10 protein-coding genes are annotated in these 14414 nt (G+C 72.8%); 6 read left to right on the top strand and 4 right to left on the bottom strand.

The window, feature by feature from the left end; all coding sequences use genetic code 11:
* Positions 1-49: 49 nt before the first annotated feature.
* Both ACFYQQ_RS29835 and ACFYQQ_RS29830 read right to left on the bottom strand, forming a co-directional pair.
* On the bottom strand, positions 50-1051 hold the full coding sequence (locus ACFYQQ_RS29835; RefSeq protein WP_355793891.1) for an NAD(P)-dependent oxidoreductase: 1002 nt from the start codon (positions 1049-1051) through the stop codon (positions 50-52).
* Complete coding sequence (locus ACFYQQ_RS29830) at positions 1048-2217, bottom strand: lactate 2-monooxygenase (RefSeq protein WP_355793890.1); 1170 nt, start codon at positions 2215-2217, stop codon at positions 1048-1050. The genes ACFYQQ_RS29835 and ACFYQQ_RS29830 overlap by 4 nt, the downstream gene beginning before the upstream one ends.
* Before the next feature lie 113 nt (positions 2218-2330).
* Between ACFYQQ_RS29830 and ACFYQQ_RS29825 the strand changes: the two genes are divergently transcribed.
* Complete coding sequence (locus ACFYQQ_RS29825; RefSeq protein WP_388905788.1) at positions 2331-3539, top strand: PucR family transcriptional regulator; 1209 nt, start codon at positions 2331-2333, stop codon at positions 3537-3539.
* 95 nt (positions 3540-3634) lie between these two features.
* Complete coding sequence (locus ACFYQQ_RS29820) at positions 3635-3907, top strand: hypothetical protein (protein WP_355789339.1); 273 nt, start codon at positions 3635-3637, stop codon at positions 3905-3907.
* Between the two features lie 87 nt (positions 3908-3994).
* On the opposite strand, the gene ACFYQQ_RS29815 is transcribed toward ACFYQQ_RS29820, so the two are convergent.
* Together ACFYQQ_RS29815 and ACFYQQ_RS29810 are read right to left on the bottom strand one after the other, a co-directional pair.
* On the bottom strand, positions 3995-5179 hold the full coding sequence (locus ACFYQQ_RS29815; protein WP_355789342.1) for a glycoside hydrolase family 64 protein: 1185 nt from the start codon (positions 5177-5179) through the stop codon (positions 3995-3997).
* A gap of 472 nt (positions 5180-5651) precedes the next feature.
* Positions 5652-7448, bottom strand: a complete 1797-nt coding sequence (locus ACFYQQ_RS29810; RefSeq protein WP_356172729.1) for a coagulation factor 5/8 type domain-containing protein — start codon at positions 7446-7448, stop codon at positions 5652-5654.
* Between the two features lie 420 nt (positions 7449-7868).
* Between ACFYQQ_RS29810 and ACFYQQ_RS29805 the strand changes: the two genes are divergently transcribed.
* The 4 genes from ACFYQQ_RS29805 to ACFYQQ_RS29790 all read left to right on the top strand — a co-directional run bounded on the left by ACFYQQ_RS29805 (position 7869) and on the right by ACFYQQ_RS29790 (position 14382).
* Complete coding sequence (locus ACFYQQ_RS29805) at positions 7869-8963, top strand: DUF1996 domain-containing protein (RefSeq protein WP_356172731.1); 1095 nt, start codon at positions 7869-7871, stop codon at positions 8961-8963.
* A gap of 116 nt (positions 8964-9079) precedes the next feature.
* Positions 9080-10828: a discoidin domain-containing protein gene (locus ACFYQQ_RS29800; protein ID WP_388905784.1), complete on the top strand. Its 1749-nt coding sequence runs from the start codon at positions 9080-9082 to the stop codon at positions 10826-10828.
* A gap of 16 nt (positions 10829-10844) precedes the next feature.
* Positions 10845-13277, top strand: a complete 2433-nt coding sequence (locus ACFYQQ_RS29795; RefSeq protein WP_388905781.1) for a glycoside hydrolase family 3 C-terminal domain-containing protein — start codon at positions 10845-10847, stop codon at positions 13275-13277.
* A gap of 64 nt (positions 13278-13341) precedes the next feature.
* Positions 13342-14382: a LacI family DNA-binding transcriptional regulator gene (locus ACFYQQ_RS29790; RefSeq protein ID WP_355790389.1), complete on the top strand. Its 1041-nt coding sequence runs from the start codon at positions 13342-13344 to the stop codon at positions 14380-14382.
* Positions 14383-14414: the final 32 nt, after the last annotated feature.

Genomic DNA, 14414 nt, shown 5'->3' with positions numbered 1-14414 from the left:
GGGGCGGACCCGGTGCTCCGGGCCCGCCCCCACGCCGTGCACGCCGCGGCTACGACACGACGTCCCGGGGTGCCTTGCCCGCGAGGAAGTCGGCGACGTTCTGCACGGCGGCCAGCGCGATCCGCACGAGCGTCTCGCGGGTGACCCCGGCGACGTGCGGGGAGAGCACCACGTTCGGCGCCTTGAGCAACCGCAGTGCGGCCGTGGGCGGTTCGGGGTCGAAGACATCGATGCCCGCACCGGCCAGCGTGCCCGCCTCCAGCGCGTCCGCCAGCGCGTCCTGGTCGATCAGCGCGCCCCGGGCGGTGTTCACGACGAACGCGGTCGGCTTGAGGAGCGCGAGCCGCTCCGCGTTCAGCAGATGCCGGGTCGCCTCGGTGAGCGGCGCGTGCAGGGTGACGTAGTCGGACACCCGCAGCAGCTCGTCGAGTTCGACGTACCGGGCACCGCCCAGCCGTGCCTCGGCCTCGGGGCCCAGCGGCTGCGGGCCCGCGTACACGATGCTCATGTCGAAGGCGACGGCGCGCCGGGCCACCTCCTCGCCGATGTGGCCGAGTCCGACGATCCCGAGGACCTTGCCGGACAGTTCGGTGATCGACCGCTGGAGCCGTGGCAGTGCCCAGTCCGCGTCCACGAGCGCGGCGTGGGCCGGCACCAGCTGCTTGGCCAGGGCGAGCATCAGGGCGAAGGTCTGCTCGGCGACGTTCTGCTTCTCGGCGCCGCTGGAGCCGATGTTGCAGACGGGCAGTCCCCGGGCCCGCGCCGCGTCCAGGTCGACGTAGTCAAAACCGTGGCTCGCGCACTGGATCAGCTCCAGGCGCGGCGCGGCGGCGATGTGCCCGGCGTCGACGGGACCGAGCCCCGTGATGACGACATGCGCCTCGCGCAGCGCGACGGGGTCCTCGTCCGCCGCCTCCACGACGGTCACCCGCGCCTGCCCGGGGAAGACGGCGGCGAGCCCCGCCCCCGCCGCGCGGCCCCCGACATGGGGTGACACGACGGCCAGCACGTTCTTCACGGTGTCGCTCCCGGAGTCGTGCGCGGAGGTCATGCGGTCTCCTCGATCAGGTCGTCGGGGCCGACGGTGGCCGGGGTGGCGTGCCCGGACAGGGCCAGCGTGAGGTCGAACTCGGCGAGCAGGCAGCGGATGACGTGCTCCACGCCCGCCTGCCCGTCGAGGCCCAGCCCGTACGCGTAGGGGCGTCCCACGAGCACGGCCCGCGCACCGAGGGCCAGCGCCTTGAAGATGTCGTCGCCGGTGCGGACACCGCTGTCGAACAGGACGGTCAGCCGGTCGCCCGCGGCCTCCACGACGCGGGGCAGCGCGTCGGCCGCCGCGACCGAACCCGCCACCTGGCGCCCGCCGTGATTGGAGACGATCACCCCGTCCATCCCGGCGCTCGCGGCACGGCGGGCGTCGTCCGGGTGCAGGACGCCCTTGAGGAGGATCGGCCCGTCCCAGTTCTCCCGCAGGAACTCCAGGTCCGGCCACGTCTTGCCGGGGTCCGCGAACATGCTCACGAAATGCATCACGGCGGCGTTCGGGTCCTCGTGCACCGGCTTGGCGAGGCCCGCCTGGAACGCCGGGTCCGAGAAGTAGTTGGCGGTGCCCACCCCGTGCAGGAACGGCAGGTACGCCTGGTCGAGATCGCGCGGACGCCAGGCCAGCATCGGGGTGTCGAGGGTGACGAGCAGCGCCGTGTACCCGGCGGCCTTCGCCCGGTCCAGGAAACTCCTGGTGACCTCGCGGTCCTTGGCCCAGTACAGCTGGAACCAGCGTTCCGCGTCGCCCATCGCCTCCGCGACCTGCTCCATCGGCGTGCTGGAGGCCGAGGACAGGATGAACGGCACGCCCTGCGCCGCGGCGGCCCGCGCGGCGGCGGACTCGGCGTCCGGATGCATGATCGACAGCACGCCCACCGGCGCGAGCGCCAGCGGGGCGGGCAGTGAACGGCCCAGCACCTCGACCGACAGGTCCCGCTCGTGCACGTCCCGCAGCATCCGCGGCACGATCCTGCGCCGCTCCAGCGCGGCCCGGTTGGCGCGGGCGGTACTGCCGTTGCCCGCGCTTCCCGCGACATAGCCGACCGGACCGGGGCCGAGCCGCTGCTCGGTGAGTTCCTCCAGCCGCGTCAGATCGGTGGGCAGCCGCGGTACGGCTCCCGTCATCCCGTTCAGATAGATCTCGTACTGGAAGTCGGCCCAGTGCTTCGCCATCCGTACGTCCCGCCTCTCGTCCCTGAGACCGCGCTGTACGACGTCGATCCTGGCGAGTGTGACAAGGCCCGTCCACCGTGGTGCGCACATCGCGCGGCTGGGATCATCACGGTGTGACAAGCAGGACGCCTAAGCTGTCCCCCGCCGCACCGCCCCCGGCGGGGGACAGGGAGCGTGTCCGGCAGGAACTGCTCGCCGACCCGCGCGTGGTCGCGGCGGTCGTCGCCGCCGTGCACGAGCAGGTCCCCGTCTACGCGGCCCTCGACGACAGCCGGCTGCCGGAGGTACGGGCCATCGCGGCCTGGGGCCTCGAACGCCTGCTGCACCTGTGGGCCACCGACGGCGTACTGGAGGCGGCGGACCTCAGGCGGTTCCGCGGCATCGCCGCGGCCCGGGCGGCCGACGGGCGTCCCGTCCAGGCGGTGCTGCGCGCCTACCGGGTGGCCGCGACCGTGCTCACCGACGAGATCGCGGCCCGCGCGCCGGACCTGGCCGCCGCGGACGCCTTCGCCCTCACCCGGATGCTGCTGACCGCGCTCGACACCCTCTCCGAGGAGATGGCCACCGCGTACGCCGCCACCAGCGAGGACCTCGCCGGGGACCGCGGCCGGGCGCTGCGGCTGCTGCTCGACGACCTGATCGCGGGCCGGCACGCCTCGGTGGGCGCGCTGGCCGACCGCTCGGCCCGGCTCGGCATCCAACTCCCCGACCTGTACTGCCTGCTGGTCGCCGAGCCGGCCGTCGCGGACGGCTCCGACATGTCGCACGACGCGGCGGCCGGCCTCCTCGACGACCTGACCGCACCCGACGGGGACACCACGTCCCTGGCGACGGTACGGGGACCGCGCGCCGTCCTGCTGCTGCCGGCCACCGCCGCCGACGGGGCCGGGACCGTGCTCGCCGCACGCTCCTGGCGCGGCTGCGCGCTCACGGGCGAGAGCCTGGACCGCGTCGCCGTCGCCCACCGCCTCGCCGCCGACGCCCTCGACACGGCACCGGCGCACGCCCACCGGCCCGGTCACGTGCTCACCGACGCCGACGCGCACGTCCTCGCGCTGCTCGCCGGGCACCCGGCCGCCGCCCCGGACCACATCGGCCGGCTCGTCCTCGGCCCGCTCGCCGAACCCGCCGGACGCCATCTGCTGGACGCCCTCGTCGCCTACCTGGACACCGGCTCGGCGAACGCCGCCGCCCGCCGCCTGCACCTGCACCCGCAGTCCCTGCGCTACCGCCTGCGCCGCGTCCACACCCTCACCGGCCGCGACCCCCGAGACACCTGGCACCGCCTGACACTGGACATCGCCCGCACGCTCGCATTCTGAGGCCCTCCGGGCCGACCGACCCGGGTCCACCGCGTACACGCCCTGTCACCGGAGAACGACGGCCGGGGAAGCGGGTGGGGCCGTAGTCTCAACGCATGCACGTCGTAACGGAGATGAAGTCCCCGATCCTGGAGATCCGCCCGCTTTTCCCCGCGGTCGCGCAGACGAAGGACCGTGTCTGCTCCATGACCACGGCCGGGCACTGCGACGCCCTGCTGGTGGCCGAGGTCTTCGTCCAGTTCGCTGACGGCACCGTCCACCAGTGGCGGGTGTGCGGGGAATGGCTGACCTGCCATCCCAAGGCGATCGACCACATCAAGGTCCAGGGTTTCGCCGAGCCCCGCAGCGAGAAGCCCGCCGCCCGCTGAGGGTGACCGCCGATCGGGCGTAAGCCCCCGCAGGGCCCCGCCCGCCGCAGGGGCGGGGAGAGGTCCGGCGGGCGGCTCGCGGTGGGGTCAGGAGAACGGGGTCAGGGACAGGCGGATGCCGGTCGGGGCGGTGTCCTGGACGTACGAGGCGAAGTCCGCCACGTCGTCGAAGGCGAAGCCGTACGCCTTCCCGTCGGCCGTGGCCGCGTGCACCGCCTTCGCGTAGTGGTTGGTGACCGCGGTGCGGTAGAAGGACGCGGGGTCGGTGGTCGGCTGGTCCGCGGTGCTCACCAGGGTCGTGCGGTTGAACGCGGCTCCGAGGACCGCGGCGACGGGACCGGTCCTGCCGTCGTTGGGCGCGGCCAGCGCACCGTCGCAGAAGAGCACGTCACGCGTGGACGGCTTGGCGAAGGACACGGAGGCGGGCCCGGTGAAGGAGAGCGTGCCCCCGCTGACCCGCCCGATGAAGGTCCCGGCGTTGGTGGTGACCGACAGGTCCCTGGAGGCGTACGTGCTCCACGCCTCGTCGATGTACGAAGCGAGGTAGTCCTTGGCGAACAGCCCGGCGTCCAGACCGTGTCCGGGGGCGATGACCCGGCGGTCGCCCACCACCAGCGGAGCGAAGGCGTCGACGGCCCTGACGGCGGAGAACACCTTGTCGCGTCCGCCCGCCACCAGCCACCCGGTGGTCTGGTCGGCGGCGCCGGTGAGCCGGATCGCCATCGGCACGCTGAACATGTCGACCGTCGTGGTGTTGCAGAACATCCCGGCCGAGTTGTAGGTGAACTCGGCGCAGTCGTGCAGCACGTCGTAGTTGGGGTCGGAGGCGACCCAGCCCGCCGGGTACTGGAGCGCCGCGTTCCCCGCGCCGTCGGTGACGGCCTTGAACCTCAGCTTGCTGCCCAGAGCGACGTATACACGGCCGGACATGTACGGGAGGGACAACGTTGTCTCGCCGCCCGCGGCCAGCGGGATGGCGTAGTCGGTGTACCCGTCGGCGCCGTTGTCGGACAGGGCCACGGGCGCCAGGGTCCCGTTCGGGGTGACCCGCACCTGGCGGCCGTCCTGGTTGCCGACGATGTAGACGTACACGGACGAATTGGCGTACTCGCCCGTGGAGTTGACGATCGTCAGCGGGAGCGCTCCGGCCGCCGCGGTGCCGGAGCCGTCCGGGACGGCCGCTCCCAGGGCGCGGGGCGCGACCAGGGCGAGGCCCGGTCCGGCGACGGCTGCGGCGGCGAGGGAGGCGAACATCCTTCTACGGGTGATCATGCGGTTCCTGTTCTCGTGGGGGAGGTGGTGCCGGCGACGTCCGGGAGCCGGGGCGGCCCGGAGTGCCCCCGCTGTCGTGGAGTTCGGAGTGCCGGAGCGGCCGGGCCCGCGGATCGGGCCGTGGACGGCGCCCGGCCCCCTGCCGAGGTTCGCGAAACCGTCGCGAGGGCGGCCGGGCCGCCGGAGGGCAGAGAGCGGCAGCGGTGTGTGCACATGCCGAACCTCGTTGTGGGGGTGGGGAGTTGCGGATGTGCGGGATCGATCGTCAGGGGGATGGGAGTGATGCTACGCAGGACGGTTGCCCCGGCCAACGTTTCGCGTCGCCGGGAGAGGGGCCCCGACCTGCGGGTTTTTCCGCAGCCTTGCTGCATAAAGATCTCTTAGGGCTCGCTTAAGCGGCGCGGGGGCCCGGGCGCCCTGTGCCGTGGGGGTGGCGGCAGGACGCCCGGGACGCAACCGCTCGTACGGGCGGTCAGGGGTAGGAGACCACCGTGGACGGCACGGTCGAGGTGCCGGAGGTCGGCGACCCGGTGTCGTTGATGACGCGCTCGTACTGGCCGTTGCCACCGAGCGAGACGACCAGCAGGTCGTGGAACTTCACCCCGGGCCTGTCGGGCGCGGAGAATCCGTGGTGCTGCACGATCGTGGGGTCCACGTTGTAGTAGCAGTAGCTGCCCAGACCCCAGCCCTCGTGCGTGGTCACGGAGTCGCCGACCTTGTAGGCCGCGTACCCCTTGACGGAGCCGTTCTGGATCGCCGCCTGGTTCGGCGCGTCGTACGCCTTCTCGTTCTGGAAGAAGATCGTGCGGCCGCGCTGGCCGTACCACTGGACGTCGTACTTGTTGAAGTGCTCGACGAACAGGCCGGTCGCCAGCACGTCGTCGCCGTTGACGCGGATGCCGTAGTCCGCGCGGTTGGTCTCCCAGCCGACGCCGGTCCCGTGGTCGGCGCGCCAGACCCAGGTGTGGTCGATGATGGTGTGCCGGCTGTTGATCACCATGCTGGTGGTCGCCTTGCCCGCGCCGGCCCCGCCGATGCGGATGAAGACGTCCTGCACCGTCGTCGGGTTCGCCGAGTGGTCGGCCGAGGCTCCGGCGGGGCCGACCTCAAGCAGCGTGGGCGAGTTGACGGGCCCGGCGTCGATCAGGAACCCGGCGAGCCGCACGCCGTCGACGTCGGCGACCTTCAGGGCCGTGACGCCGTTGTCCGGGATCAGCGTCGCGTAACCGAGCCCGAGGACCACGGTGTTGGCGCGCTTGACCTGGACCGGCTGGTCGAGGTGGTAGATCCCCGGGGTGAGCAGCAGGTGCAGGCCCTGGTCCAGCGCCGCGTTCAGGGTGGCGGCGGTGACACCGGGCTTGGCCACGTAGAACCGGGTGAGCGGGAGCGAGGTGCCCCGGGGTGTCCCGCTGCCCCAGGTGGTGCCGCGCGCGTTGGTGCGCTTCTCCGGCAGGAAGACCCGGTAGGTGCTCCCGTCCAGATAGAGGAAGGGCTTCTCCCGGGAGACAGGCGTCGTGTCGAGCGTGGTGTACGGCGGGTTCGGGAAGCTCTGCGCCGGTGCGCCCTGGACGCCCGAGAACACCATGTTCCAGACCGCGTTGGTCCAGCCGCCCACGGAACTGTCGCGGGTGTACCACTGCTGCTGGGAGTACGGGCCGACCGTGCCGTCGATGCGGCTGTCGGCGATGTAGCCGCCGCTGGCCCAGCCGTAGCCGTCGGGGGCGAGGTTCAGACCGCCCCTGACGTGCATGCGCCGGAAGGGGGCGGCCTGGGCGACGGCCCAGCGGTTGGTGCCGTTGACGGGGTTGAGGGCGAGGTTCTCCGCCGAACGCCAGAAGTTCTGGGTGGCGTTGCCGTTGAACCAGCCCGCGTCGACGGTCACGTCGCCGTTGATCGTGGTGTCGTCCGGGGACAGTCCGAGGCCGGCGATCGAAGTGTAGAAGCCGAGCTGGGCGTTGAGGCCGTTGTACGTGCCCGGCTTGAACAGCAGCGCGTAGCGGCCGGTGCCGAACTGCGCCGACTCCTGCTGGGCGAAGACCTGGTCCAGCCTGGCCTGGATGCCGGGGGTGGCGGGGTCGAAGACGATCACGTTCGGACCGAGGTCGCCGCCGCCGGGCAGGGCGCCGGCGGTGCCGGGCGCCGCCTGCGCGGGGGAGGAGGCGGCGAGCAGTGCGGGTGCGGCGGCCGCGGCGGCCACGGCGCCGAGCACCGTGCGCCGGGCGAGGGGGGACCGGTCGGACGAGGAGGGACCTGTGGGGGCAGGGGGCATGGGGGGAGACTCTCCTGGTTCAGGAAATGAACGGTGTGGGGTGTCTGGGAGCGCTCTCTCGCCGATGAATGCTTCATCCGTGTGAACGACGCGTCAAGAGTTGTGACCGCAGTCCCGCGAGTTGTTGCGGAGGCAACGGCAACTACGCGCCGGTTTGGCCCTGTTCGACGGGACGGGAGTTCTCCACGGTCCCGGCGTCCGGTCCGGGGTTGAGTTCAAGAGATGCGTGACGGCGCTCATATGACACCTCGTCGGATGCCTTGACACTCCCGCGTCACCGCCACAACACTCCAGGACGGGAGAGCGCTCTCCCACCTGTTTCCGGCACAGGTGATCGTCCCTCGGTGAGCCGTCGCGGGACGCACGCCGCCCTCACGGCCGCCCGACCCCCACCGTCCCTCGACGTGGCAGGAGGTCTCCATGGCACGGAGATCGAAGATCGTCTCAGGAATGCTCGTCAGCGGCGCACTGCTGCTGACCTCGCTCGGCCTCGGCGGAGTCGCCATGAGCGCCGACACGCTCCCCACCGGCGGGGCGCAGGCCGAACCGGCCGCGGTCTCGCACGCCGGCCATGTGATGGCCGCGTCCACGGCCGCCTCACCCGACGACCCGGACGGCGACGGCTACATCCCGGCCGTCCCGCAGGTGACCGGCGTCCAGCCCTCCACCAAGGAGCCGCCCCACCGCTACTTCCACGAGTTCCAGGCCAACTGCTCGGTTTCCCACACCCGTCCGGACGACCCGATCGTCTATCCGGGCCAGCCGGGCAAGTCCCACGACCACACCTTCATGGGCAACACCACGACGAGCGCGGCCAGTTCCACCGCCTCGCTCGGCGGCGGGTCCACCACCTGCAAGGCGCCCGGTGACAAGTCCGCGTACTGGATGCCGACCCTGTTCAAGGGGACGCAGGCGGTGCTGCCGGTCGGACCGCAGACCATCTACTACAAGGCCGGCGTCACGGACTACACCAGCGTCCGGCCCTTCCCCAAGGGGCTGCGGTTCGTGGTCGGCAGCCCCATGCAGACCGCGGAGCAGTTCCGCAACCACCGCGGCTTCGTCGAGGGATGGGAGTGCGGGAACAGCTACTTCAACGTGCAGTTCCCGGCCGGCTGCCCCACCAGCCCCGACGTCCAGCTCAACATCCGGTTCCAGGCGCCGAGCTGCTGGGACGGCCGGTACCTGGACACCCCGGACCACCAGAGCCACATGGCGTATCCGGTGGTCAACCCCGGCACGAACAACAACATCTGCCCCGCGTCCCACCCGGTCGCGCTGCCGATGATCGAGTTCAAGATGGCCTTCCCCGTGAACGGGGACCTCTCGCAGGTGAGGCTGGCGAGCGGGCCCGGCTACTCCTTCCACTACGACTTCTTCAACGCCTGGGACGACCCGACGCTGAAGGCGCTCGTGGACCACTGCGTCGTCGGCGCGCTCCAGTGCGACGCCCGCGGCTACGACCAGACCCACCCCGAGGCCGGGGCGGCGCTGGACGCGAACTACCGGCTCCCCTGACCCGGAGCCGCCCGGCCGGAGCGGCACCCGCCCCTCCGGCCGGGCCCCCACCGCCGGCCCCGGCTCCTTCCCCCAGGCCGACCGGCTCCCCCCTCCCGCACACCGGAGATGCAGACATGACCAGATCCCGTACCGCCGCGCGCCGGGCCGCGGCGCCCGCCGTGGCGACCCTGCTCGCCGCGGGGGCACTCGCCCTGCCCGCACAGCAGGCCCAGGCCGCCGGCAGCGTCGTCAAGGTGACCGGCTCGCAGGGCAACTGGCAGCTGACCGTCGACGGCCGCCCCTACCAGGTCAAGGGACTGACCTGGGGACCCTCCGTCGCGGACGCCGACCGCTACCTGCCCGACCTGAGGTCCATGGGCGTCAACACCATCCGCACCTGGGGCACCGACGCCTCCAGCAAGCCCCTGTTCGACTCGGCGGCCGCCAACGGCATCAAGGTCATCGCCGGCTTCTGGCTCCAGCCGGGCGGCGGCCCCGGCAGCGGCGGCTGCGTCAACTACCTGACCGACACCACGTACAAGAACCAGGTGCTCGACGAGTTCCCCAAGTGGGCCGCCACCTACAAGGACAACCCCGGCGTCCTGATGTGGAACGTCGGCAACGAGTCGGTCCTCGGTCTGCAGAACTGCTACAGCGGGGACGAACTGGAACGGCAGCGCAACGCCTACACCACCCTCGTCAACGACATCACCAGGAAGATCCACGCCGTCGACCCCAATCACCCGGTCACCTCGACCGACGCGTGGACCGGCGCCTGGCCCTACTACAAGAGGAACGCGCCCGACCTCGACCTGTACGCCGTCAACGCCTACAACGCGGTGTGTGACGTGCGTGCCAACTGGCAGCAGGGCGGCTACACCAAGCCGTACATCGTCACCGAGACCGGGCCCGCGGGGGAGTGGGAGGTCCCGGACGACGCCAACGGCGTACCGAAGGAGCCCACCGCCCAGGCCAAGGCGGAGGGCTACACCCGCGCCTGGAACTGCGTCACCGGCCACCAGGGTGTCGCGCTGGGCGCCACGATGTTCCACTACGGCACCGAGTACGACTTCGGCGGCATCTGGTTCAACCTGCTGCCGGCCGGCCAGAAGCGCCTGTCGTACTACGCGGTGAAGAAGGCGTACGGGGCCGACACCTCGCGCGACAACACCCCGCCCGTCGTCCCCGAACTCGCCCTGGACGCCGACCCGTCCAAGGTGCCGGCCGGCCGCCAGGTGACCGTCAGCGCCAAGGCCACCGACCCGGACGGCGACCCCGTCTCCTACGAGGTCCTGGTCAACAGCAACTACGTCGACCAGTCCAAGCAGCTCAACTCGCTGCCCGCCACCGATCTCGGGGGAGGCCGGCTCCGCTTCACCGCGCCGGACCGGCCCGGCGTGTGGAAGCTGTACGTCAAGGCCACCGACGGCAAGGGCAACGTCGGCGTCGAGACCCGCTCGATCCGGGTGGTCGCCCCGCCGGTGAACGGGACCGACGTCGCCCTCGGCAAGCCCGCCACCGCCTCCTCGTACCAGCCCTCGGGCGGCGACTGCCCCTGCCCGGCCGCCAACGCCGTGGACGGCAAGGCCGACACCCGCTGGGCCAGCGACTGGAGCGACCCCCAGTGGATCCGGGTCGACCTCGGGTCCCGTACGTCGTTCACCCATGTCCAGCTCGTCTGGGAGACCTCGTACGCCAAGGCCTACACCGTCCAGACCTCCGACGACGGCCAGAACTGGCAGACCGTCCGCAGCGTGAGCGACGGCAACGGCGGCGTCGACGACCTCGACGTCAGTGGCACCGGCCGGTACGTGCGGGTCAACGGGACGGCGCGGGGCACCGGCTGGGGCTACTCGCTGTATCACTTCGGCGTCTACCGCTGAGCGGAGTCCGTGAACGATGACCGACGAAGAACTCGAGCGCCTGCTCGACAAGCTGACCCTGCCGCAGAAGGTCCGGCTGCTCACCGGTGCGACGACCTGGCGCACCGCGGCCGAACCGGCGGTCGGACTGCGGGAGTTGGTGATGTCGGACGGGCCCGCCGGGGTGCGCGGGGAAGCCTGGGACGAGCGCGACCCGGCGCTGCTGCTGCCCTCGGCCTCCGCGCTCGGCGCCCTGTGGGACGAGGAGTTCACCGAGCGCCTCGGCGGGCTCCTCGCCGCCGAGGCCCGGCGCAAGGGCGTGGACGTCGTCCTCGCCCCGACCCTCAACCTGCACCGCACCCCGCTCGGCGGACGGCACTTCGAGTGCTTCGCGGAGGACCCCGAACTCACCGGCCGCACCGGGGCCGCCCTGATCCGCGGTGTCCAGGCGCACGGGGTGACCGCCACCGCCAAGCACTACGTCGCCAACGACTCCGAGACCGACCGGCTGACCGTCGACGTCCGGGTGGGGGAGCGGGCGCTGCGCGAGGTGTACCTCGCCCCGTTCGAGGCGGCCGTCGAGGCGGGTGTCCGGGTCGTCATGGCCGGCTACAACGGAGTCGGGGGACACACGATGACGGCGAGCCCCCTGCTGACCGACCCCCTCAAGGGGGAGTGGGGATTCGACGGCGTCGTGCTGTCCGACTGGGGCGCGGTGCGCTCGACGGCGGGTTCGGGCGCCGCCGGTCTCGACCTCGGGATGCCGGGCCCGGACGGCCCGTGGGGGGAGGCGCTCGTCCGCGCGGTCGAGGAGGGGGCGGTCCCGGAGGCGGCCGTCGACGACAAGGTCCGCCGGCTGCTGCGGCTCGCCGACCGGGCCGGCGCGCTCGGCGGACCGCGGGCCACGGCGCCCCCGGTCCGCTCCCGCGACGCGCGGCTCCTCCTGCGCCGCGCCGTCGCCGCGAGCACAGTGCTGCTGCACAACCGCGACGTACTGCCCCTGGACCCGGACGCGTTGGGCACCGTCGCCGTCATCGGGGCGCACGCCACCCGTCCGCGTGTGCAGGGCGGTGGCAGCGCCGGTGTCTTCCCGTCGGCCGTCGTCACCCCGCTCGACGGCATCCGGACCTGGCTGCGCGGCCGGGCCCGGGTCGTCCACGTGCCGGGGCCCTCACCGGACGCTCCGCCGCCGCCCCTGGACATGGACCTGTGCCGGGACCCGCGCTCGGGCGTCCCCGGTGTGCTGCTGCGCGTGCTCGACGTGTCCGGGGCCGAGATCTACGCCGAACACCGCCAGACCGGGCGCCAGTTGGAGCCACTCGTCGTGCCGGCCGCGCACACCGTGGAGATCAGCGCCCTGCTGCTGCCGAGGACCACCGGCGAATGGACCTTCGGCATCGCCGGTTTCGGCCGGCTGAGCCTCACCGTGGACGAACACACCCTGGTGGACGGCGACTTCCCGAGGCAGACCGACGATCCCGCAGTCGTCCACGTGAACCCACCCGCCCACCACGGCCGGGTCCACCTCGCCGCCGGGCGCACCGCGCACCTGGTGGCGCGGCGTGAACTGGCCCCCGGCACCGGCCGGGCGACGGTCGTCAGCGCCGCACCGCCGGACATCGGCGCCGAGGAGTCGCTGGCCGCCGCGGCCCGTGCGGCCGGGGAGGCGGACGCGGCGATCGTGGTCGTCGGCACGACGGAGCACGACGAGTCGGAGGGCCACGACCGGACGGGCCTCGCCCTCGGCGGCAGGCAGGACGACCTCGTGCGCGCGGTCGCGGACTCCAATCCCCGCACCGTGGTCGTCGTGAACAGCGGCGGACCGGTGGAACTGCCCTGGCACACGAGGGCCGGCGCCGTCCTGCTGACCTGGTTCCCCGGACAGGAGGCCGGCGCGGGACTGGCCGACGTGCTGTTCGGCCGCGCCGAACCGGGCGGGCGCCTGCCCACCACCTGGCCGGCCGCCCTGGCCGACGCGCCGGTCACCCGGACCCGCCCGCACGCGGGACGGCTCGACTACGAGGAGGGCCTCCACATCGGCTACCGGGCCTGGCTGCGCGAACACCGGGAGCCGGCCTACTGGTTCGGCCACGGCTTCGGCTACACGACCTGGTGCTACGAGGACGTGAGCGTGCCGACCGAGGCCGAGGCGGGCGCGCCGTTCACGGTGCGCGTCGACGTCCGCAACACCGGCGGCCGGTCGGGACGTGAGGTCGTACAGGTGTATCTCGCCCGGCCGGCCTCGGAGTGGGAGCGCCCGGCGCGGTGGCTGGCGGGCTGGGCGGCCGTCCGGGCGGCCCCGGGCGAGACGGTGACGGCGTGCGTCCGGGTGCCGGCGCGCGCCCTGCGGCACTGGTCGCCCGCGGAACGGGCCTGGCGGACGGAGCCCGGCCGCTTCCTGGTGCTGGCCGGGCGGTCGGCCGGTGATCTGCCGCTGACGGCCGCGGTGGAGGTGACGGCTCCGGGCTGACCCGGCCCGCGGGTGCGGGAGAGCGCTCTATACCGTTCGCGGACCGGCCCGTTAGGGTGCGGGGATGAGCAGACAGGCTCCTACGCTGGAGGACGTCGCGCGGGAGGCGGGGGTCTCCCGGGCGACCGTGTCCCGGGTCGTCAACGGCGTACGCAACGTCGATCCGGCCATCCAGGACGTGGTGCGCCGGGCCATCGAGCGGACCGGTTACGCGCCCAACCGGGCGGCCCGTTCCCTGGTGACCCGGCGGACCGAGACCGTCGCGCTGATCGTCTCCGGCGCCGGTGACGCCTCGGAGGAGGAGCAGAACGGGTTCGCGACCCGCGTGTTCGCGGATCCGTTCTTCGGGCGCGTCGTCGGGGGAGTGGTGGGCTATCTGCGGCCCCGCTCGATGCATCCGGTGCTGATGTTCGCCGAGTCGCCGGCGGCACGGGAGCAGGCGCTGGCCTACCTGCGGCAGGGCAGCGCGGACGGCGCGCTCGTCGTCTCCACCCACGCGGACGACCCCCTGCCCGCGCTGCTGGCCGACGCGGGAGTGCCCGCCGTGCTGTTCGCGCGTCCGTCGCGGCCGGTGCCGCTCAGTCACGTCGACCTGGCCCACCGGGACGGGGCGCGGCTGGCCGCCGAGCACCTGCTGGACCGGGGCTGCCGACGGATCGTCACGGTGACCGGCCCGCTGGCCGTCTCGGCGAGCCAGGACCGGCTCGCCGGCTTCCGCGACACGATGGCCCGCCGGGGGCACCCGCACGTGCCGGTCGCCGAGGGCGGCTTCACGCTGGACAGCGGGATGTCGGCGATGTCCGCGCTGCTGGCCGAACACCCGGACGTGGACGGGGTGTTCGCGGCCAACGACCTGATGGCCCAGGGTGTCTGCCAACTGCTGCGGGAGCGCGGCAGGCGGGTGCCGGACGACGTCGCCGTGGTCGGCTTCGACGACTCCAGCGTGGCGGTGACCTGCCGTCCGCCGCTGACGACCGTGCGGCAGCCCGTGGAGGAGATGGCGGCGGCGATGGCACGGCTGCTCGACGAGCACATCCGCGGGGTGCGCACCGAGCCCGTCTCACTGGTCTTCACGCCCGAACTCGTGGTGCGCGCCTCGGCGTAGAGGTGTCCGGGACGCCGCCGGACGGTGTCGCC

Origin of the sequence: Streptomyces sp. NPDC005496, assembly GCF_042872045.1 — a bacterium.
In the GTDB taxonomy this organism is placed as follows: Bacteria; Actinomycetota; Actinomycetes; order Streptomycetales; family Streptomycetaceae; genus Streptomyces.
The sequence above is the reverse complement of the archived record's forward strand: the minus strand, read 5'-3'. Positions and strand labels throughout refer to the sequence as shown.